Raw genomic sequence first — 18,935 nt, forward strand, 5'->3', positions numbered from 1 at the left:
AGCGGCTAGCCGGACGAGGGGCCGAGAACTCCGAGGTCGACGGGCGTGGCTTGCTCCTTCAGTTCCACGAAGATGACATGCGTCGGTGTGTCGCCGGTGTTCTCGCCGTGGTGCTCCTGGGCCGGGAGCCAGCCAACGCTGCCAGCCTGCATTTCCACGTCGCGGTGAGAATCACCTGAGGAGAGGCGCCGCCTGAACGAGGACAGCGTGTACATGACGCTGTCGGGATGTTGGTGCGGAGTCGTGCGGTGTCCTGGTGCGTCGGTGTACTCCAGGACACGAACCCGGTCGTTCTCGAAGACGACCTTGTAGCTCTCGGGATTGCTGACTACAGGATCCAGGCTCATGGTCAGAGCGTGGCAGGCACTCGTCGCGTCGAGCCGTCGATTCACCGAAGATCATCGGAATTGGACTCGTCCACCACGGCGTCATGGGCCATCTGGTTCCGCGACCCGGTGAGTAGCTCCGCCGGTGCGTCGGTCAGCCAAGCCCTGTGGCTGTCGGTGGTGACGGCAATGATGCGGTCACGCCGGAGTCGAGGCCCGACGAGCTGGCGGACGGGTGGAGATCAGCGGCAGGCATTGGGGCCGCCCGAGTCGATGGTTGCTCAACATAGCCTTGTATCTATATCGATTGGAAACTATCATGACCATGTTCTGGGAGGTTCGTCTCCGGAATGAGGTCGAGTCGTGGCTTCTCGGACTGGACGATGAGAGCTATGTCCTGGTCGCTGCGGCGATCACCCGATTGGAGGCGGCAGGTCCGACGCTCGGCAGGCCGACGGCCGACCGGGTCAAGGGCTCCAGACACCACAACATGAAAGAGCTGAGGCCAGGATCTGCTGGGCGCAGCGCGATTCGGATCTTGTTCGCCTTCGACCCGAACCGTCGGGCGATCCTGCTGGTTGCGGGAGACAAGGCTGGCCAGTGGGGGCAGTGGTACGACACCAACATCCCGATTGCGGACGACAGATTCGACGAATGGCTCGACAGTGAGGAGGAGTGACGTGAGCAAGCCGAAGACGACCAGCTGGCGCGAGGCGCGCGCCAAGCGACCGGTCAACGACGATGCTGTGGCAAACCATGTCGCTCGCATGGCAGCGGAAGAGCGCGCCTACCGGCTCCGAGAGATTCGTGAGGAACAGGGCGTCACACAGAAGGAACTGGCTGAGCGCATGGCGATCACCCAGCCGACGATCTCCGCGCTCGAGTCTGGTGCCCTGGACCGCTCAGGAATCGCGACGATCAAGGCCTACGTGGAAGCTCTCGGCGGAGACATCGAGGTCACCGCAACCTTTGGCGATCGACGTTTCGTCGTCTCTTCCGGCAAGTAGCGGCGTGCCGGTTTGACCACATGAGGGACCCGAGCCTCAGGCGTTGCGCTCCAGGACTTGCTCCAGCAGGGCACGCGTGGCGGCGTACGACCCCGGCTGTTCGCTCTCGCGTGGACCTGCGACGTTCAGGGTCAGCCCGAGGGCGAGACCCTCGAGCCAGGCGGTGACGGCGTCGGTGTCTCCGGCCGTGACCAGGCAGGGCCGGCCGAGCTCTTCAGCGAGGGCGAGCGTCAGGTCGGTGCCGGGGGAGTGCACGGCTTCGAGCACGACCAGGGTGGCGTCGCTGTCGCGGACGTTCAGTCGCGTCCGGACCGCGGGGTCGCCGCTCGGGGCTTCGCGCAGGGCGGGATAGTCGGCCAGCAGGCCCGGTGGCGCCGGGTGGTCCTCGGCCAGGCCACCGGCCGGGCACCACCCCCGTAGGGGATGCCGGCGTGCATCGCGGCGTCGAGCGCAGCCCGGTCGGCACCTGTCTGTCCGCCCGACACGATCCGCGCGATCCGCATGACTACTTCCACACCTGGCGGCGACTCACGACGTCCGGGTGACCGTGAGCAACTCGTGCTGCGGGATCGGGTTGTCCCGGGCGGCACGGCAGGTCAGTTGGAGGGGGTCGTCGCCGGGCGACGTACGGACCTGGACCGTCCACTGGCCGCCGCCGACGGTGAACACGGCGTCGGTGACGTCGTCGTCCACCCGGCGTGACACCAGCCGTACGGCATCGTCACGGGTCTCGCCGAGCTGTCGACGCAGGGCGATCTCTGCGAACTGCACGGGCATCGCGTACGACGAGCGCCCGCGCAGGTGGTCGAGATCGAGCCGCCCGGCGGCGTGACCGTCGGCGATCGCCAACGCCGAGACGGGTTCCACGCGGCCGTAGTACAGGCCGTCGGGGAGCACGAGCAGGTTGCCGGCGAACCGGTCGCCACCGATGTGGGAGACCTCCCACGTGGCCTCAGGGTGAGCGGCGGCCAGTGCCCTGACCACCGGGCGACCGCGTTCGGCGCAGCAGGCGTCGTGGCGGCCATGCGTGCACACGCACAGCAACGTTCCGTCGTACGCCGTGAGGCCGGGGGAGCGTCCGGCTCCCAGCGCCGCCAGGTCGAGTTCGAGCAGGTCGTGGGGATCGGACAGCACCGTGGTCTCCACCCAGGGTCGCGCCGGGTGGGCGAAGGCGGCGAACACTCGCATCCCCTCCGCGTGCGTGCCGCGGTCGGGTCGCCGTACCAGGAGCGGCCTGACGCGGGCGGCCCTGGCCGACCGCAGCACGGCATCGCCCAGTCCGTCAGGAAGCCGGGCGTCGCGCAGGGCGTCGACACCCCACGGCCCGGCGTGCTCGATCAAGAGGAACGATCGCACCGTCGACGCGGTGCCCGCGGCCGACTCGTTGCGGAGACCACTGGCGACCGAGCAGCGGAACGCGGGGTCGCGTGCGGTCACGGGGCGACCTCGAGCAGACCTTCCCGCACGAGGCGACGGCAGAGCACGAGCCGGCTCTGCGGATCGAGCTGCTCGGCCAGGTCGCCGGGGCTCAACTCGGGGTGGGCGCGCACCTCCTCCAGCGCCGGGCGCAGCCATCCGGGCACGTCCAACGATCGGTCTCCGAGCAGTACGTCGATCCGGTCGCCGCGCGCAAGCAGGACGCAGGGGTGTCCGGGACGACGCCGCAGACGGGTGTGGTCGTCGATCGTGTCGGCGGCGAGCACGTCGTGCAGGCCACCCGCGAGCCGAGGGCTGCGACCGGTCAGGAAGCGACGGACCTCGGCCTCGACTGCCGCCGCGGCGTCGAGGTCACGGATCTGCGCGGCCACCGCCTCCAGTCGATCCGCGAGACCCTCGGCCAGCTTGCCGGGGTCGTTGAGGTAGCCGGCCGGCAGGTGCGCGTCGGGTACGCCGTCCGCCAGGTCGGCCAGGCTGCGCTGCACGAGGCCGCGCCAGGTGAGTTGATTGATGCCCACGGTGACGTGCAGTGAGACGACCTCCTGCGCCCGAGCGGCATGCGGGGTGCCCGTCGGTAGGTACATCGACGCCCCGGGCTCGAGCTTCACGTCCTGGATGCCGTCGGAGTCGTGGACCTCCCACTGCTTGGAGCCCGCGGTCTGGAACACGAACACGTCGTGGGAGTCGGAGTGCACCGCGAAGCCCTGGGCCCCGGGCGGGGTCAGGTAGGCGTTGGCCTGGCACGGGTGCCCCAGCTCGAGCTCGAGCTCGGCGACGAGCCGGGTGATCGGCGGCCAGTAGCGGTGCAGCCCCTGGAAGACGATCGTCGCGCCGCCGGCGAACAGGGCGAGCGCCTTGCGCGAGTCCACGAGTCCGGTCAGTGGCTTGCCGGCGAGCGTGGCACCGCGCGTGTAGGAGGACTCGGGCAGTACGGCGCCGTCCTTCGCGAGCCGGATGGACGGGGTGCGGATCGCCGACGACGTCAGCAGGGTGTCTGCGTCATCGAGGGAGAGCTGATCGACCAGCTCGTCGGGGTCGGCGTGGTGCAGGTGCACGCGTGACGCCCAGACCTTCTCGACGAAGGTCTGGGCGTCACCGCTGAGCAGGTCGAGCGCGGAACCGGGCACGGTCAGGACGCGTCACCGTCGGTGGTGTCCGTGGCATCGCCATCGGTGCCGTCGCTGTCGGTGCCATCGGAGTCGGTGGTGTCACCGTCGGTGGTGTCCGTGGCGTCGCCATCGGTGCCGTCGGCGTCTCCGCCGGGCACGGGACCGTCACCTGCCGGGGCGGTGGTCATGTCGTCGTCGGTCAGCGGCTCTTCGGGGGTGTTGGTCATGCTTCCTCCAGTGTGTGCGGTGGCCGGCCGCCCGCGACGGACGGCGCTCTCACTGATGGCAGTACCCGTTGTGGTCGTGCGCATTCCGATCGGTCGCCGTCCGGGCTTCTGAGCGGGCGCGGGTCGCGGAGTGCGAAAGTGTGCCCATGACCCGGATCTCGCTCTCGCGGCAGCCCGACGAGCGGGTGCTCGTGGTCGAGGGTGCGGTGGACCGGGTGATCGCGGCGGCCGATGTGGCGGCGTACGTGCGTGAGCGTGAGGTCGACCGGCCCCGTTGGGTGTGGGACGACACGGCCCGGTGGTACCCGCCGCTGCTGGCCGCTGGCGTGCGGGTCGAGCGCTGCCACGACCTGAGGCTCGGCCACAACCTGCTCCGACGGGCGCCCGCGATCGAGGTGGCCCTGCTGGTGGGGCCGCAGTCGGAGCACTGGGACCGGCTCGGGCCCAGCGTGGCATCTGATCCGGCACTGTTCTCGATCGACGACGACGCCGAGCACCTGCGCGCCGACCTGGAGGACGCGCGTCAGCTGGCAGCCGTCACGTCGTCGACCGATCCCGCCCGGCTGGGCCTGCTGCTCGCGGCGGAGTCGGCCGGGGCCCTCGTCGCCGCGGAGATGACGTACGCCGGGGTGCCGTGGCGTACCGACGTCCACCAGAGGCTGCTCAGCGACCTGCTCGGTCCGCGGCCGCCGTTGGGCTCCCGCCCGCAGGGACTCGAGGCGTTGGCCGACCAGATCCGAGGTGCGTTGAACGCACCGGGGCTCAACCCGGACTCACATCCCGAACTTCTCGCCGCACTGCGGCGGGCCGAGCTGGAGGTCCCCGACACCCGGGCCTCGACGCTGCGCCAGCTCGATCACCCGGCCGTCGAACCGCTGCTGCGCTACAAGCAGCTGGCGCACCTGTTCCAGACCAACGGCTGGGCCTGGAGCGACGAGTGGGTGCGTGGCGGCAGGTTCAGGCCGTCGTACCAACCGGCGGGATCCGCCACCGGCCGGTGGTCCTCCAACGGGGGAGGAGCACTGTCGTTCCCGGCGCAGGTCCGGCACGCCGTGGTGGCCGACGAGGGCTGGACCCTCGTGGTCGCCGACGTGGCGCAGCTCGAGCCCCGGGTGCTGGCCGGGATGAGTGGCGACCGCGCCCTGGCCAGGTCGGCGAGGGGCGCCGACCTCTATCAGGGGATGGTCGACGACGGCGCTGTTGCCACCCGCAACGATGCCAAGCTGGGCCTGCTCGGCGCGATGTACGGCGCCACGAGCGGGGAGAGCGGACGCATGGTCGCCGGCCTCACGAAGCGTTACCCGGCTGCGTTCGGTCTGGTCGAGGAGGCTGCGCGTGCGGGTGAGCGAGGTGAGGCGGTGCGCACCCTGCTGGGACGCGGGTCCCCGACGTTGGGGGAGTCGTGGGCCCGGAACCCGGAGGGCCCGCCGGTCGACCCCGAGGTGCAGTCACGTCACCGCCGTACCTTCGGCCGCTTCACCCGCAACTTCGTGGTGCAGGGCACCGGTGCGGAGTGGGCGGCTTGCTGGATCGCGGACCTGCGCAACCGGCTCTGGCACATGGGTGGCGGCGGGCCCTTCAAGGCGCGCCCGCACCTGGTCTTCTTCCTCCACGACGAGGTCGTCGTGCACACCCCGCTCGCCCTGGCCGACGACGTCGCAGCGCAGGCCACCGAGGCGGCCGCGACTGCCTCCGGCCTGCTGTTCCGCACCCTGGGCATCGACTTCCCGCTCACCATCTCGACCGTGCGGTCGTACGCCGACGCAGGCAAGCCCGGGGCCGTGGTTGCCCCTCACGGGTGATGTCCCACGTCGAAAGGTCAGGCAGTGGCCGGAATGGAGAAGAGCTGTGTGGGTACCGAGGGATCGCGGCCGCCGGCCCGCCGGGGACTCGGCCCCGGACCTCGTGAACGGAGTCTCATCGTGTTGTGGACCATCCTTGTCGTGTTGGTAGTTGTCGCACTAGTGCTCTTCATCCTTGGGCGCGTACGTGGAGGCCGCGGGCTCTGACCCCACGCCCGACCACGCTCCGGCAGTGATCGGAGCCCGAGTTCCCCTGCCGTAGCCCTACGGCAGGGGAACTCTGCTGCCATGGCCCACCGACCTCGTCAACGACCGAGGCTCGCCAGCTCCTCGGGTGTGACCGAGGCCAGCACCCGCCGGATGGCGGTGACCAGGCCTCCGGCGGCGAAGGTCTCTCCGCTCTGGTCGTCCTGCTGCCGGCGGATGGCGAGGGCCAGCTCGTCCGCGGCCCGGAGTGCCTCGTCGAGTGCTTCCTCATCGGCGACCGAGGCCTCCACGGAGCGCAGGGCCGCTGCTGACTTGCGGAATGCCCGGGCGGCCGAGGGCCGCAACTCGGGACCGAGGGCGACCAGCGAACGATCAGCGTGCTCGGCGTGGGAGAGAAGCGTCATCATCTCCTGCACGAGGAAGGTCAGATGGGTGAGCGCCTCGCCCTGCCGGCGCTGCCGCTCGGTGGCCTCCCTTCGTCGCCGGACGCGCCAGTTCATCCGCGGAGTGTCGAGCGTCTGCCCCATCAACTCCTGGGCCCGCTGGTTTCGCTGCTGAAGCCTGGTGACCCCCGTCTGCCACTCGTCAGTGGTCGGCAGGGGATCGCGCTCGAGGCCGTCCGCGAGGCCGTCCAGCTGGTCGGCGAGAACCTCGCGGAGGGCGTCCTGCACGTGCTCGGTCGCGACCAGCGGCAGCGGGGGAGCAACCACGTTGACCACGACTCCCACGGCGGCGCCCAAGGCGGTGAGACCGAGATAGGACAACACGTACGGCGCTGGGTCGGACCCGCCGACGATCAGGATGAACAACGCCGAGATCGGCACCCAGCTGGCCATCGACCCCACGCGCTTCCAGGCCCCGACCAGCGTGCCGACGCCGACCACCAACCCGATGGAGAGCACCTCGGGCACCGGGGCGGCGCGGGCACCGAGGGCGAGGCAGGCGCCCAGGCCGATGGCCAGGATTGTCTCCACCGACGCGCGCATTGACTGGGCCAGACGCGACGAGACCGCCACCACGGCACCCAGCGGGGCGTAGTAGGAGTAGTCGTCGGCGGCGCCGTGCAACGGCTGCACCACGATCCAGGCCAAGGCTGCTGCCACGGCGGCCTTGAGCGCCACCGGCAACAGCGGAAAGCGCCCCAACGCGTTCGTGGCCAGTCGGTACGCCGATTTCGTGCTCGCCAAGGTCCCTCCCTCCACTCCCGGCCGCTAGGTACCCAACTTCGGTCAGCCCACCGTCCTGGACGCTTTGGCGCGGGGCGAGCGGTTGGTGCGCGGTGGAATGACGCGGCCCGCTCAACCTGTCCTGAGTTCGGGAACCTGATGTCTGTACGCCGCAGCGTGCACGGAGGACAATGAGTCTTCAGAAGAAGAGGTGACCGAGATGATTCTCGTAGTCGGTGCGACAGGTGACCTCGGCGGCCGCGTCGCTCGCACCCTGAGCGAACAGGGCCATGCAGCCCGCTGCTTGGTGCGCCCCACCAGTGACGACTCCGTCGTGCGGGGCCTTGGAGTCGAAGTGACGCCGGGTGACCTCACTGACCCTGAGTCGCTTGCCGCCGCGTGCCAAGGTGTCACGGCGGTCGTGGCCACCGCGACGATGATCGCGCGCAGGTTGGCCGGTGCGACCCGGCCCACGATTCATGAAGCCGACGAGCAGGGGATGGCATCCCTGATCGCGGCCGCCGAGTCCGCAGGGGTGCGGCGCTTCGTGTACCTGTCCTTTCCGGGGGTCGAGAAGGCCATCGGTACGCCGCTGGAACGGGCCAAGCTGGCCACGGAGGAGCGATTGCGTGGCTCGGCGATGCAGCGCGTCATCATTCGTTCTGATGCATTCCAGGAGATTCACTTCGGAGCCGCAGCGCGCTTCGACGTGGCGGCAGGAAAGATCACGATCATCGGTCGAGGGGACAGCAAGCGACGCTGGGTCAGCACCGGGGACATCGCCGCGCTCGTTGCGTCGGCAGCCGTCGAGCCCGACCCGCCGAGCCTGATCACCGTCGGTGGTCCGGAGGCGATGACCAAGAACGAAGCGGTGGCGTTCGTGGAGGAGGTGGCTGGGCGCCGGATGAAGGTCCAGCACATGCCCAGGCCCATCGCCCGGATGGCAATCCGTCTGTTGAACAAGCGGAATGACGCCCTCGCGTCGGCCTTCGGCGCCGGCCTTCTCCAGGACATCCGCCCCGCAGACTGGGACGACGCAGCGCTGCGAGAGCGCGGAATCACACCGAGGACGGCAAGCGACTTTCTCCGCCAGCAGGCCGAGTCCACCGCGTCACACGGGTGACGCTCCGGCGGTGCATGCACCCTGCGCCCCCTCGTCGCACCGCCCCGCTCACATCAGATGGAGCAGGGCGGTGCGACCGACTGCTACATCGGGGGCGGCGGCACCAGGCAGCTCACCGGAGCTGAGGTGTTGCCGAATGAATCCACCGCGTAGACCTCGGCGTCACCGGTGCCGAAGAGGTGGACGATGTCGCCGGGCATCGACTTCGAACGAGGCTGCCCGCCGGGTGTCTCGGTGTACTTGATCTGCTGCCCATCGGCGTACGGCCCGAACAGCGTGCCACTGCCGGAGTCGCGCACCCAGATCTCCGGGTCCGGATCGACGAGGTCGGTGGCGCCCAGGAGGAAGAACCCGTCCTGGTTGTGCGAGCGCGGCACCGTGCCGCCCGGGTTGGCGCCTTCACTGCAGGCAACATCGGGTGGCGTGGTGTCGACCACCGTCATCGTGCCGGTACCCGAGCCCGTGTTGCCGGCGGCGTCGGTCGCCGTACAGGTGACGACCGTGGCCCCGATCGCGAAGAGCGATCCCGACGGGGGAGCGCACGTCGGCACGAGCGGGCCGTCGACGTTGTCCGTCGCGGTCGCGTCGTAGTCGACCTCGGCACCGTCGGGCCCGGTCGCCTCGACGGTCTCGTCACTGACCGTCACCACCGGGGGTTCGACGTCCAGCACGTCGACGTCGACCTGCTGGACGAACTCCGGACCGGGCAGCTGGCCGTTGACGAGGAAGCTGACCTGGCAGGAGACCGTCGTACCCTGCGGAGCGTCCGCAGCGAGCGTGATCGTCTCGTCGAAGGAGACGGTCCCGCCGCTGGTCACGTTCTGCGACGGCGGGGTGAGACTGACCGAGACGCCTGCGTCACACACCGCCTGATGGGTGACCTGGGCGGGCAGGTTCTGGAGTGCGGACAGGATGGCGGCGGAGACCTCTGACGGGTTGGCCGACGCGAGGGTGCCACCGGTGGAGCTGGTGACCGCGGTGGCCTGGCCGGCTGTGTCCAGCCCGTTCCACAGGAAGCCGTCCGCGCCGGGGACCGCGATCGCGATCACGCGCACGCCGGCAGCCTGCAGCGCAGCGGTCGCCGTGGCCAGCGAGAAACCGGCCGACGGATCGTGGCTGGTCGAGTCACCGAACATGACCACCACGGGAGTGCCGTCATTGCGGAAGTCGATGGCTGAGGGGACCTCGCCGAGGGCGCCGATCCAGTCCTCGGCGGCATCGCTGCCACCACCCGAGAGGGGAGTCCAGGCGTTGATGCCGGCGGCGACTGCAGCGGGGTCGGCGGTGAGCTGCTGGCGCAGGTTGAAGTGGGCGCCGGAGTAGTCGGCGACGTCCTTGTAGTCCGCGACCGCGAACTGCGCGGTCGGCTGGTCGGCCAGCACCTGGTCGACGATGGAGTCGGCGTTGGCCTGCACGTTGGAGATGCTGGCGCCCATGCTGGTCGTGGTGTCGGCCAGGAAGACGATGTCCGGGTTGGGCGGGATGACCGGGGTGTCCACGGTCTTGGTGATCGTCACGGACTGTCCGGGCTCCAGCGCAGTCGCGTACGGCGACGGCGTGACCCCGGGTACGGCAAATGCCGTGGTTGCTGTCCCGGCCAGCAGTACGGCGAAGATCGCCGTCAATGCTCTCCGAGACTGCCCACGACGGGATGTGTGCTCCATGGCACAGCCTCCTCATGAGGTGAACTGACACTCCACTCTGGTCCCGCGTGATGCAGCACCACCATGACGTCATGTGCCCATTGCCGGGCCCCGCACGTGCGGTGCCGCGTGATCCGCCATGACCCCATGAGGCCATTTCCGCCCCCGGTGGACGTGCTGTCCGGGCGGTCGACTACTTGGCCTGCACCGTGTAGTGGATCGTCTGCCCCACGATCTTTCCGTCCTCGATGAGGTAGGAGTCGACGCCGTCCGCGACTCGAACCTCGTCGTCCTCATAGGTCCACTCGAGCAGGGCAACCCGGCCCTCCGCAGAGACGTGGGTGTACCGGAAGGCGCGGTGCCCGGGGAGCTCCTCGGCCAGCATCTCGGCAAGCTGCCTGACGCCCTGGTGGCCGCGAAAGACGCCTCGGTTGATCAGGACCACGATGTCCGGCGAGACGTTGCGCCGCAGGTCCTCGTCGAGGACGTCGTCGAAGGATGCGTGTTCGTCGGCCCAGGTGTTCGCGATGTCGAGGTGGTCGTCGAGCACCTCTCGGGCCGTTCGACCGTCCAAGTCATCCACGTCAGGTCTCCCCTCGAGCGTTCTCCCCATGGTCGACCCACGGCACGTGTGCGAACAAGGGTGAACCGTCCACATACCCCATGTGGACCATGACAACCCGGAGAGAAGTGGATGACGATGGACGAAGTCGATTCACGCCGCCACTGGACGCGGTTGATCCGCTCGGGTCGGACGTCGGGCCGCGCCTGTCACTGGCGCACGTCCCGTCCGACCTCACCTGGAGAACTCGATGCACGCTCATTCGATCACGCCCGACGTGACGCTGCTCAGCGACTGCGCGGAAGTGCCGGGGCTCGGCTTCCTGCCCGTGAACTCCTTCGTCCTGCACGCAGAGCAGCCCGTGGTCGTCGACACCGGCCTCAGCAACCCGGACAAGGACTTCGTCCGTGACCTGTCGGCGGTCATCGATCCCGCCGACGTACGTTGGATCTGGCTGACCCACCCGGACCGGGACCACACTGGAGGTCTCTTCCAGCTCCTCGAAGCAGCTCCCCAAGCGCGTCTGATCACGACGTTCGCCGGCGCTGGCATCATGTCCACGCAGTGGGAGGTGCCCCTGTCCCGGGTGTACTTCCTCAACCCGGGACAGTCCCTCGACATCGGCGATCGAACACTGACCGGCTACCGGCCCCCGCTCTTCGACAACCCCGCCACCGTTGGTTTCCAGGAGAGCCGTGGCGGAGTGTTCTTCTCCTCCGACTGCTTCGGCGGCCCCATGCCCACCGCGGACCTGGCAACCGGACCTGACGTGCGGGAGGCGCCGGACCTGGAGTCGGCGATGATGCTCTGGGCGGCCATCGACAGTCCGTGGGCACGCCTGGTCGACCCGGTGAAGTACGGCGCCACGATCGACCCGATTCGGGCACTGGACCCCTCGGCGATCCTCAGCTCCCACCTGCCACCCGCCCTGGGCCTCAACCACCTGCTCTTCGCCCACATCGCAGCCGCCCCGGACGGGCCCGAGTTCGTCGGCCCCGACCAGCAGGCCCTGGAGGCGCTCCTGGCCAGCTTCGAACCAGCCTGATTCGAGTCAGTCGCGAAGCCGCAACGACACGCAGGGTGACACGGCCCTCGAGCTTCTCGAACTCGGCCTGGTCGGTGCGACCGCCCACGCTGACTCGGCCGCCACACGCGGGCTCTCAGGAACGACCGGAGCAGCCGCTGGCGCGCAACGTCCGGCAGTCGTCACCGGGGGTTGGGCGCGATGTCGCCGTTCATTGGCATGTGCCCGACAGGGTCCGAGACGGCGCCGCCGATCGGCAGCGGCCAACCATCCTCGGGAGGAACCCCATGTCTCGCACCGCGCGGCTTCTCGGCGTACTCGTCGCGATGCTCATCCCGCTCCTGGCCGTCCTCGGCCTGTCCACGCCCAGCTCCGCTGCAGACGGCCCGGACGTCGACATCATCGCCCACCGCGGCTCCTCCGGCGCGGCACCGGAGAACACCCTCGCCGCCATCCGACTGGCCATCGCGCAGAAGGCCGAGGTCATGGAGAACGACATCCAGCGCACCAGTGACGGCGAGCTGGTGATCGTGCACGACACGACCCTGGCCCGCACCACCGACGTCGAGCAGGTCTTCCCGGACCGTGCCCCGTGGAACGTCGGCGACTTCACCCTCGCCGAGATCAAGCAGCTCGACGCCGGGTCGTGGTTCGCGCCCGAGTTCGCCGGCGAGCGGGTGCCGACCCTGGCCGAGTGGGTCAACGCGGTCGGCCAGCAGGCCGGCATGCTCCTCGAGCCCAAGGCGCCCGAGCTCTACCCGGGCATCGAGGTCGACATCGACAAGGAGCTGCGTTCTCTGCCGGCCTTCCAGAGGGCACTCAAGGCAGACCGGGTCGTCGTCCAGTCCTTCAACCACGCCTGGCTGCGCGTCTACAAGGACCTCGCCCCCGACGTACCGGTCGGGCTCCTGTACGGCACCAAGCCGAGCGGGGCCGACATCGCCGCCGCGGCCACCTGGGCGCAGCAGGTGAACCCTGCCCTCGGCGCAATCGACGAGGCAGGCGTCGACCAGGTGCACGCCCATGGCATGGAGATCCACGTCTGGACCGTCAACGCCGGAACCGACATGCGTCGGGCGATCAACTGGGACGTCGACGGCATCATCACCAACTACCCGCAGGTGCTGCGCGACATCGTCCGTCGCAGCTGACCTGACCGCCGGTGAAGGGGCCCGTTCGGTCTATTGCCGCAGCATGAGGGCCGGGCTTAGCGTGAATTGAGAGTCGCAATCACCGTGCCCCGGTCGTCTTGCAGGCCGCGTCGTCGGGCACCGGAGGCGAGGCGGTGCCAGCATGGCCAACTTGAATCTCGACGCCGGTGTCCCGGGCCAGGTCGCGTCGGCCTCCTCCCTCCGTGCGGATCTCGGGGAGGGCAGGTCCCTGCTCGTGGTGTCGGGTGTGGCGCGGCCTGAGTTCGGGATCGATGACGACCAGGTCCACCGTGAGGTGTGCCGGGTCCGGCTACGGGTGCCGGCCACGAGGATCGAGCAGCTGACCGTCCACGTGGGCCCGGCCGCGTTCAGCAACGACGAGTCCGCCTATGTGTTCGCCACCGACGAGGCCTCGCTGGAGATCGACGAGTCCGGGGAGCTGGTGCTGGTCGCGCACCTGGCGCTGATGGGTGAGTCCTCGACCCTGAACCGATTCTCGTACCAGGTCGTCTGCATCGACCACGCCCTGGCCACCGAGGTCACCGGAACCCTGTCCTGGCCGACAGCGTGGTTCCGGCCGGCTTCGACGGACCCGGCTTCGCTGGCGGGGGCCTTCGACATCGAGGCCAAGGCGGTGCGGGTCACCGGCGGCACGATGGACGAGCTCACCTTTCTCGCCTTCGGCACGATCACGGGAGTCACGGTCGGGGACACCACGACCACCGCGACCTACCGGGTCGCCGGTGTCCCGGTCGACACGCTGATAGAGATCGTCGTCGTGGCGCGCGCGCTCGAGCCGCCGGGCGGTGCGGGGGCGAGGATGCTGCCCGATCCCTTCAACGTCGCCAGGTTCACCCTCAGCGCGGCCCAGCCGACTCGTGGCAACGTCAACTTCAAGGGAGTCAAGGTAGGCGGCCCGGCATGAGCGATCCCTTTGTCCCGCCGGTCGTCCCCGCGCGCCTACCGACGTGGCAGGAGCTCTACCCGTTGCTGCCGTACCGATTTCCGCTCTCCGAACCGACACCCGTGGTCCGGATCCCGATCAAGGGGCCGCCGCCGTTCAACATGGTGGCCGTCGTACACACCCGCCTGCCGGGACTGGTCACTCCGGCGGACGGAAACATCCGCAGGCTGCAGATTCGCGGCATCCCCACCGCGTTGCGGGTCAGGGGATTCGACCCGGGCGCCGACCCGGCGCTGCACGAAGCCCGGTCCTCGAGTGCCCCGTCGGTCCGGATGCTGCAGGCCAGTGACGACGGCGACTTCCTGGTCGCCTGCGATGCCACGGGCCAACACCAGCCGATGCCCGGATCGGGACTCACCACCTGCTTCGACGACGACGGTCGATGGCTGCTGGACGCCGACACCGCCAACATGGCTGATGGAGTCATCTGGGCGTGCGCCGTCGAGGTGACCAGCTGGGTCATGTTCCACGAACCTGCAGCGGTCGCCGGCGCACCACAGCCTGCTCCGTCAACCGCCGAAGAAGGCAGCAGCCTGGCGACGCAGGCTCGCCTGCTGGTGGACCACTACCGCGACTACCTCACTCGACCCGGAGCCGACGTCGTGCAAGCCGGGCGCGAGCTGAGTCAGCTGTCCGGTCAGCTGGCGGCCGCGCACCTGCCGCGCGATGCCGTGACTCCGCAACAGATGGCGACCGACGCGCTCGCCGCCTTCCAGCCCCCTGAAGGCGGCGCGACGGAGCACGTGATCGCGCTGGCGGAGGCGCGGCACAACCTGCTCGTCCGGCTGTTCGAGAGCGGGATGGACGCACAGGCGGCGCCGCTGGCCGAGCCTGCCCTGTCGGGCTACCGGACGTACGCCGAGCGGGAGGGTGCTGACCTGTTCCGCGTCCAACGAGACTTCGCCGAGTTCGTGAAACCGCTCCTCGCGATCGGACTGGCGGACGCCGCGCTGGTGGCTCAGCGGGGTGCCCTCTCGGTGTTGCAGCGCATGGTGCCATCGGCCGGTGGCGAGCTCGAGCACGAGATCAGCCTCGCGGAGGCCCGACACAACTTGGTGGCCCGGCTTCTCGACGTACAACTCGTGGCGGAGGCGAGGCCGACCGCTGCGGCGACGATTCGGGCCTACCAGGACTACGCCGCCCGACCGGGCGCCGACGTCGAGCGGGCGGTCAGGAACCTCCGTGAGCTGGCCAGTGTCGTGCTCACGCCTGCCCAGCTGACCGACCTCGCTGCGCAGGCCAACGAGGCAGCCGACAGCCTCCAGTTGCGAGGCTGACACGACGGGCGCGACGTCTTCGTTCAGAGGTTGATCTTGATCTCCGCACCCTTGCGGAGCCCGTCGACCAGGGTCTGGGCCGTCTTGGTCTGCTCGTCCGACTTCGCCTGCTGCGCGATCTGGGGCCTGACCTTCGCGAAGGGCGGAATCGGCTGCTGGCCACTCTGCTTGCCGGCCTTCTTCTGCTGCTGCACGGCGGCGTCGTAGATCTTGCGGAGCTCCGCCTCGGTGGGCTTGACCGGGCCGGCCTCGTCCTCGACCAGCTGCTCGATCACGACCTGGATCTCGATCTGGCTGCGGACCACGTCTTCCGAGGTGCCCTGCTTCTCAAGAGCCGCGAGGAACTCGTCGACCGAAGCCATCTGGTTCTGCTTGGCCAGCTTGGTGAGGGCGGCGTCGACATCCTGGTCGGTCGCCGAGATGCCGCGCTTGGCGGCCTCCTGCACGAGGAGCTCGGTGTCCACGAGGGTCTCAGCGGTCTGCTTCTTGAGCGCGTCCTCGTCAGGCTGCTGGCCGGTCTGCTGTGCCTGCATGGCGGCCTGTTGGAACTGCGCCTCGTAGATCGGGACGAACTCGTCCTTGGTCACCTCCTCGCCGTTGACGTCGGCCACGACGTCCGGGATGCCTTCGAGGTCGGGACCCGCTGCCTGCTGGCTGTCCTGAGCGGTCGTCTCCTCGGAGGATCCCTTGCTACCGGAATCCTTGTCGTCGCCACCGCACGCGGAGGTGGCAAGGAGGGCGGCTGCGAGTGCGATGCCGAGGACGGTCTTGGTGCGCTTGGAGTGATTCATCCATGTCGACCATACGGATCGCACCTGAGATGACCCCAATTCCGAGTTCGAGTGACAGGCCCTCCCGGGAGGGCCACCATGGGCTGCAGGAGACGAATCGGGGCACCAGAGGAGGATCAATGCTGTTCCACATCACGCAGGTTCACAGTCCGGAGCTCTGCCCTCGAGACGAGGGCGGCTCCAACTCGCTGTTCGACGCGAGCGTCGAGGGCGTCCGCGTGGTCGGCCGGTACGGCGCCAACGCCCAACACACGCTGTTTCTCGTGGTCGAGGCGGACGACGTCAACGCGGTCCACAAGTTCCTCTGGCCTGGGTTCAGGCGCTGCACGAGCACCGTCACGCCGGTGAGCGAAGTCCCGGTTCCCAAGGACTGACGCCGCAGTCCGGAGCCGAGTCCTTGACCTCCGTGTCCGCAGGCCCAAGTCTGAGGACATGGACACTCACGCGGTCGATCCCTCGCGCACGATGCTCACCTTCGGCCGGGTGGACCTGGTCCGGGTCCAGGTCGGCTATCGCGCGAGCCCCGAGACGCCGGCGTACCAGCAGTTCCTGCTCGACCTCCCGGTGCTGGAGACGGTCGACGGGCGCGACGGAGAGGCCTTCGACGAGCGCCTGGCGCTCAGTGCCCTGGAGCCCGTCGTGTTCGCGGGCGGCGATGCGCCGCGGCACTACTCCCTGCACCAGCACCGGTCGCACACCAGCTGGGGTCCGAGCTCGGGTGCCGTGGAGATCGGGCTCCTCGTGACGACCGGCTCCGGGACGCGGGCCTCCGGTCCCGATGCACCTCTCGACGGCGTGACCCGCGCCTTCCGCGACCTGATGGAGGTGGTCGGCCGACCGGAGTCGGCGCAGACCTCTCGGGATGCAGCGATCCTGCGGGCACGAGCCGCGGCGGCGACGGCGTACGCCGTGGACGCGGACACGCTCTCGCTCAGCGCGGAGGAGCACCACCAGACCGAGAACTCCTGGACCTTCAAGCTCCGCTCGCGCGCGGGGGACACCTACGCGGTGGTCGTCGGCTTCGTCGACGGGTACGCCGGGTCGGTGCGGGTGCGGCACGAGAAGCGGTTCGAGGTTTCCGACTCCATCGGCTCCGAGTGACCTGGACTTCGCCGGGTGAACGACGAATGAACGTGGGGCAGACGGTAGTTGGCGTACCCTTTTGCGGATGTCCGACACGACTCCGCCCCTCAGGCTCTGGCACCTGCTGATCGCCGCCTCCGCATTCCTGGGCGTCACCCTGGCCGCTCGGCAGTACGACGTCTGGTGGACGGCGCTGAGCCAGCTCGCCAGCCTCGCAGTCGGGTTCTGCTATCTCACCCTGGGCGCGTCGGCCCCTGCGGAGGGTCGGCGGGTGCGGAACTGGACCCGGGTGCGGGGAGCCCTGGCCACCCTGATGGTGCTCGTGTCGCTGGCCTTCATTGCCATGCAGCACGGCAACCTCCTCGACACCTACTCCGTGTTCGAGCACATGGTCACGCCCACCCTGGTGGTGATCGACTTCCTCGTCGTCGGCGACAAGCTGTCGCACCTGCGTTGGTGGCACCCGCTGACCTGGTTGGTTCCGCCGTTGGCCTACCTGGCGTACTACCTCGTCGGCGACCTGCTGGTCTATCAGGCCCTCGATCCCGCGCACCCCGCGTCGTTCGTCAGGCACGTGTCCCTGTTGCTGGTCCTCGTGCTTGCAGCGGGCTTCGGCCTGTACGCCGCAGCAGGGCAGGTCGACCGGCTGCGGGCCAGGCGTTCGCTGACGGAGTCCGCTCGCGTCCGCACGGCCGAGTCGTCGCGATTCGTCGAGGTCGGCTGATCCTCGTTCGGCCCTAGGATCGACTCATGCCGAGCGAAGAGATCCAGGAGATCGTCGATCGGATCGCCAGCAAGCTGCAGCGCTCCGTGATCATCGACGATCCGAACGTGAAGCTGCTCTACAGCAGCGCCCACTTCGGCGACGAGGACCCGGTCCGCGTCGACGCGATCCTCAAGCGTCGAGCCAACAGCAAGGCCATCGGCCACGTGCTCGCCCAAGGTGTCGCGTCGTGGCCCCGGGCCGGGGTGATCCCGTCCAACGCCGAGCTCGGCATGCAGGCCCGGATCTGCGTCCCGGTGCGCTGGCGGGGAGAGCTGCTCGCCCTGATCATGGTGATGGACCCCGACGGCTCGTTCACGATGGCCGAGATGGCGGAGATCTCCGGGATCGCCGAGCAGGTCGCCCCGCTCCTGGCCGACGAGCTCTCGGTCGCCGACGAGACGAGTGAGCAGGCCGTGCTCGACCTGGTCAGCCAGGAGCCGACCGTACGACGACGCGCACTGACCGAAGTCGCCTCCACCAGGACCGCGGAGGACTTCGCACTGGTCACCGCCATCTGGCTGGCCATCCCGGAGACGTCTTCGGATGCCTCGCAGGCGCACGTCAACGTGGCGATGCGCAGCGCGTTCACCCTGCCCACGCCGGTCGGCGTACGCCGTCAGCTGGCAGCGGTCGACAAGCGCACCGCCGTGCTCCTGCTGGGCAGTGCCAAGCCGGTCAAGGTGCGCGCCCACGCCGAGCGCATGTTGACCCGGGTTCACGATCTCTCCTCGGGCCGCTTCCGGGCGGTGGCCGGGATCGGGCCGGCCGTGACCGGCCTGGACCGGGCCTTCGAGACCGCCGAGCTCGCCGCGCTCGCGAGTCGGGCCACGGACGCCGGCCTCAAGGGCAGTACGACGACCTGGGAGGAGCTGGGCCCCTACGGTCCGCTGATGCGGATCCCGCACGACCAGCTCGGCCCCCGGGCGCTCCCCGCCGAGGTCCAACGACTGCTCGAGGTCGACGGGGACCGCCAGCTCGCCGTCACCCTGCGTGCCTTCCTCGATGCCGGGGGATCGGCACCGACTGCCTCCGCGGCGCTCAACATCCACCGCACGACGCTCTACTACCGGCTGAGCCGGATCGAGGAGCTGACCGGCTACGACCTGTCCGACGGCCGGGTCAGGTTGACGATGCACCTCGGGCTCACCCTGATGGACCTCCTGCCCGACGTTCGACATATGTAGCAAGTGGAGCCGGGCGCTTTCGTCTGCTCCACATGGTTGCCGCGGGGGTGGGTGGCCGATCGTCGGTGTTACCACCGTCACAGACC

General features: G+C 69.2%; 20 protein-coding genes and 1 pseudogene. 12 read left to right on the plus strand and 9 right to left on the minus strand.

The genetic code is table 11. The features are described 5' to 3' along the window. Window positions 1–5: 5 nt before the first annotated feature. Window positions 6–392, minus strand: coding sequence for a cupin domain-containing protein (locus tag ASH02_RS06315; protein WP_235538997.1), 387 nt, complete (start codon window positions 390–392; stop codon window positions 6–8). A gap of 253 nt (window positions 393–645) precedes the next feature. On the opposite strand from ASH02_RS06315, the gene ASH02_RS06320 reads away from it, so the two are divergent. Both ASH02_RS06320 and ASH02_RS06325 read left to right on the plus strand, forming a co-directional pair. Beyond that, a complete protein-coding gene (locus tag ASH02_RS06320; protein WP_235532541.1) occupies window positions 646–1,005 on the plus strand; it encodes a type II toxin-antitoxin system RelE/ParE family toxin in 360 nt (119 codons plus the stop codon). A 1-nt stretch (window position 1,006) separates the two neighbouring features. Further along, window positions 1,007–1,333: a helix-turn-helix domain-containing protein gene (locus tag ASH02_RS06325; RefSeq protein ID WP_235538999.1), complete on the plus strand. Its 327-nt coding sequence runs from the start codon at window positions 1,007–1,009 to the stop codon at window positions 1,331–1,333. 36 nt (window positions 1,334–1,369) lie between these two features. On the opposite strand, the pseudogene ASH02_RS25565 reads toward ASH02_RS06325, so the two are convergent. From ASH02_RS25565 to ASH02_RS06345, 4 genes and pseudogenes are all read right to left on the minus strand, one after another. After that, window positions 1,370–1,836, minus strand: a pseudogene (locus ASH02_RS25565) (putative molybdenum carrier protein). Window positions 1,837–1,861: 25 nt separating this feature from the next. Then, window positions 1,862–2,770 (minus strand): sucrase ferredoxin, encoded by a 909-nt coding sequence (locus ASH02_RS06335; protein WP_057294449.1) that lies wholly within the window; start codon window positions 2,768–2,770, stop codon window positions 1,862–1,864. Then, window positions 2,767–3,897, minus strand: coding sequence for a cupin domain-containing protein (locus tag ASH02_RS06340; RefSeq protein ID WP_057294450.1), 1,131 nt, complete (start codon window positions 3,895–3,897; stop codon window positions 2,767–2,769). Before ASH02_RS06340 ends, ASH02_RS06335 begins: the two co-directional genes overlap by 4 nt. A 2-nt stretch (window positions 3,898–3,899) precedes the next feature. Further along, window positions 3,900–4,106, minus strand: a complete 207-nt coding sequence (locus tag ASH02_RS06345; protein ID WP_056680055.1) for a hypothetical protein — start codon at window positions 4,104–4,106, stop codon at window positions 3,900–3,902. A 146-nt stretch (window positions 4,107–4,252) separates the two neighbouring features. Between ASH02_RS06345 and ASH02_RS06350 the strand changes: the two genes are divergently transcribed. Further along, entirely contained in the window at window positions 4,253–5,908 is a 1,656-nt protein-coding gene (locus ASH02_RS06350; RefSeq protein ID WP_057294451.1) for a bifunctional 3'-5' exonuclease/DNA polymerase, read from the plus strand. A 305-nt stretch (window positions 5,909–6,213) separates the two neighbouring features. Here ASH02_RS06350 and ASH02_RS06355 read toward each other — a convergent pair whose 3' ends face one another. Further along, window positions 6,214–7,302, minus strand: a complete 1,089-nt coding sequence (locus tag ASH02_RS06355) for a hypothetical protein (protein WP_156409716.1) — start codon at window positions 7,300–7,302, stop codon at window positions 6,214–6,216. Between the two features lie 253 nt (window positions 7,303–7,555). Between ASH02_RS06355 and ASH02_RS06360 the strand changes: the two genes are divergently transcribed. Continuing rightward, window positions 7,556–8,404, plus strand: a complete 849-nt coding sequence (locus ASH02_RS06360; protein WP_235539006.1) for an SDR family oxidoreductase — start codon at window positions 7,556–7,558, stop codon at window positions 8,402–8,404. Window positions 8,405–8,487: 83 nt separating this feature from the next. Here the strand turns inward: ASH02_RS06360 and ASH02_RS06365 are convergent, their stop codons facing one another. After that, on the minus strand, window positions 8,488–10,068 hold the full coding sequence (locus ASH02_RS06365; RefSeq protein WP_082620824.1) for an HYR domain-containing protein: 1,581 nt from the start codon (window positions 10,066–10,068) through the stop codon (window positions 8,488–8,490). Window positions 10,069–10,240: 172 nt separating this feature from the next. Next, window positions 10,241–10,630: a nuclear transport factor 2 family protein gene (locus tag ASH02_RS06370; RefSeq protein WP_200959098.1), complete on the minus strand. Its 390-nt coding sequence runs from the start codon at window positions 10,628–10,630 to the stop codon at window positions 10,241–10,243. A gap of 229 nt (window positions 10,631–10,859) precedes the next feature. Here ASH02_RS06370 and ASH02_RS06375 point away from each other — a divergent pair, with 229 nt between their 5' ends. The 4 genes from ASH02_RS06375 (at window position 10,860) to ASH02_RS06390 (ending at window position 15,025) form a co-directional block, all read left to right on the plus strand. Beyond that, a complete protein-coding gene (locus ASH02_RS06375; RefSeq protein ID WP_056680071.1) occupies window positions 10,860–11,654 on the plus strand; it encodes an MBL fold metallo-hydrolase in 795 nt (264 codons plus the stop codon). A gap of 266 nt (window positions 11,655–11,920) precedes the next feature. Next, window positions 11,921–12,784: a glycerophosphodiester phosphodiesterase gene (locus ASH02_RS06380; RefSeq protein WP_057294456.1), complete on the plus strand. Its 864-nt coding sequence runs from the start codon at window positions 11,921–11,923 to the stop codon at window positions 12,782–12,784. A gap of 142 nt (window positions 12,785–12,926) precedes the next feature. Further along, window positions 12,927–13,709: a hypothetical protein gene (locus ASH02_RS06385; protein WP_057294457.1), complete on the plus strand. Its 783-nt coding sequence runs from the start codon at window positions 12,927–12,929 to the stop codon at window positions 13,707–13,709. Next, window positions 13,706–15,025 carry a hypothetical protein gene (locus ASH02_RS06390; protein WP_156409717.1) on the plus strand — a complete coding sequence of 440 codons (1,320 nt, stop codon included), beginning with the start codon at window positions 13,706–13,708 and terminating at the stop codon, window positions 15,023–15,025. The genes ASH02_RS06385 and ASH02_RS06390 overlap by 4 nt, the downstream gene beginning before the upstream one ends. A gap of 23 nt (window positions 15,026–15,048) precedes the next feature. On the opposite strand, the gene ASH02_RS06395 is transcribed toward ASH02_RS06390, so the two are convergent. Beyond that, entirely contained in the window at window positions 15,049–15,816 is a 768-nt protein-coding gene (locus tag ASH02_RS06395; protein WP_056680080.1) for a SurA N-terminal domain-containing protein, read from the minus strand. A gap of 119 nt (window positions 15,817–15,935) precedes the next feature. Between ASH02_RS06395 and ASH02_RS06400 the strand changes: the two genes are divergently transcribed. The 4 genes from ASH02_RS06400 (at window position 15,936) to ASH02_RS06415 (ending at window position 18,849) form a co-directional block, all read left to right on the plus strand. Then, window positions 15,936–16,190, plus strand: a complete 255-nt coding sequence (locus ASH02_RS06400; RefSeq protein ID WP_056680082.1) for a DUF3303 domain-containing protein — start codon at window positions 15,936–15,938, stop codon at window positions 16,188–16,190. Between the two features lie 58 nt (window positions 16,191–16,248). Continuing rightward, a complete protein-coding gene (locus tag ASH02_RS06405) occupies window positions 16,249–16,917 on the plus strand; it encodes a hypothetical protein (RefSeq protein ID WP_056680084.1) in 669 nt (222 codons plus the stop codon). A gap of 67 nt (window positions 16,918–16,984) precedes the next feature. Beyond that, on the plus strand, window positions 16,985–17,623 hold the full coding sequence (locus ASH02_RS06410) for a hypothetical protein (protein WP_057294459.1): 639 nt from the start codon (window positions 16,985–16,987) through the stop codon (window positions 17,621–17,623). 26 nt (window positions 17,624–17,649) lie between these two features. After that, complete coding sequence (locus tag ASH02_RS06415; RefSeq protein ID WP_057294460.1) at window positions 17,650–18,849, plus strand: helix-turn-helix domain-containing protein; 1,200 nt, start codon at window positions 17,650–17,652, stop codon at window positions 18,847–18,849. The last annotated feature ends 86 nt before the right edge of the window (window positions 18,850–18,935 follow it).

This window comes from Nocardioides sp. Soil796 (assembly GCF_001429525.1).
In the GTDB taxonomy this organism is placed as follows: domain Bacteria; phylum Actinomycetota; class Actinomycetes; order Propionibacteriales; family Nocardioidaceae; genus Nocardioides.

Excerpts from the sequence above, each read along its gene's own strand:
- ASH02_RS06365 (WP_082620824.1), bottom strand. The coding sequence starts at position 10,068 with ATGGAGCACACATCCCGTCGTGGGCAGTCTCGGAGAGCATTGACGGCG.
- ASH02_RS06375 (WP_056680071.1), top strand. The coding sequence starts at position 10,860 with ATGCACGCTCATTCGATCACGCCCGACGTGACGCTGCTCAGCGACTGC.
- ASH02_RS06400 (WP_056680082.1), top strand. The coding sequence starts at position 15,936 with ATGCTGTTCCACATCACGCAGGTTCACAGTCCGGAGCTCTGCCCTCGA.
- ASH02_RS06345 (WP_056680055.1), bottom strand. The coding sequence starts at position 4,106 with ATGACCAACACCCCCGAAGAGCCGCTGACCGACGACGACATGACCACC.
- ASH02_RS06405 (WP_056680084.1), top strand. The coding sequence starts at position 16,249 with ATGGACACTCACGCGGTCGATCCCTCGCGCACGATGCTCACCTTCGGC.
- ASH02_RS06410 (WP_057294459.1), top strand. The coding sequence starts at position 16,985 with ATGTCCGACACGACTCCGCCCCTCAGGCTCTGGCACCTGCTGATCGCC.
- ASH02_RS06385 (WP_057294457.1), top strand. The coding sequence starts at position 12,927 with ATGGCCAACTTGAATCTCGACGCCGGTGTCCCGGGCCAGGTCGCGTCG.
- ASH02_RS06350 (WP_057294451.1), top strand. The coding sequence starts at position 4,253 with ATGACCCGGATCTCGCTCTCGCGGCAGCCCGACGAGCGGGTGCTCGTG.
- ASH02_RS06380 (WP_057294456.1), top strand. The coding sequence starts at position 11,921 with ATGTCTCGCACCGCGCGGCTTCTCGGCGTACTCGTCGCGATGCTCATC.
- ASH02_RS06395 (WP_056680080.1), bottom strand. The coding sequence starts at position 15,816 with ATGAATCACTCCAAGCGCACCAAGACCGTCCTCGGCATCGCACTCGCA.
- ASH02_RS06415 (WP_057294460.1), top strand. The coding sequence starts at position 17,650 with ATGCCGAGCGAAGAGATCCAGGAGATCGTCGATCGGATCGCCAGCAAG.
- ASH02_RS06390 (WP_156409717.1), top strand. The coding sequence starts at position 13,706 with ATGAGCGATCCCTTTGTCCCGCCGGTCGTCCCCGCGCGCCTACCGACG.
- ASH02_RS06320 (WP_235532541.1), top strand. The coding sequence starts at position 646 with ATGACCATGTTCTGGGAGGTTCGTCTCCGGAATGAGGTCGAGTCGTGG.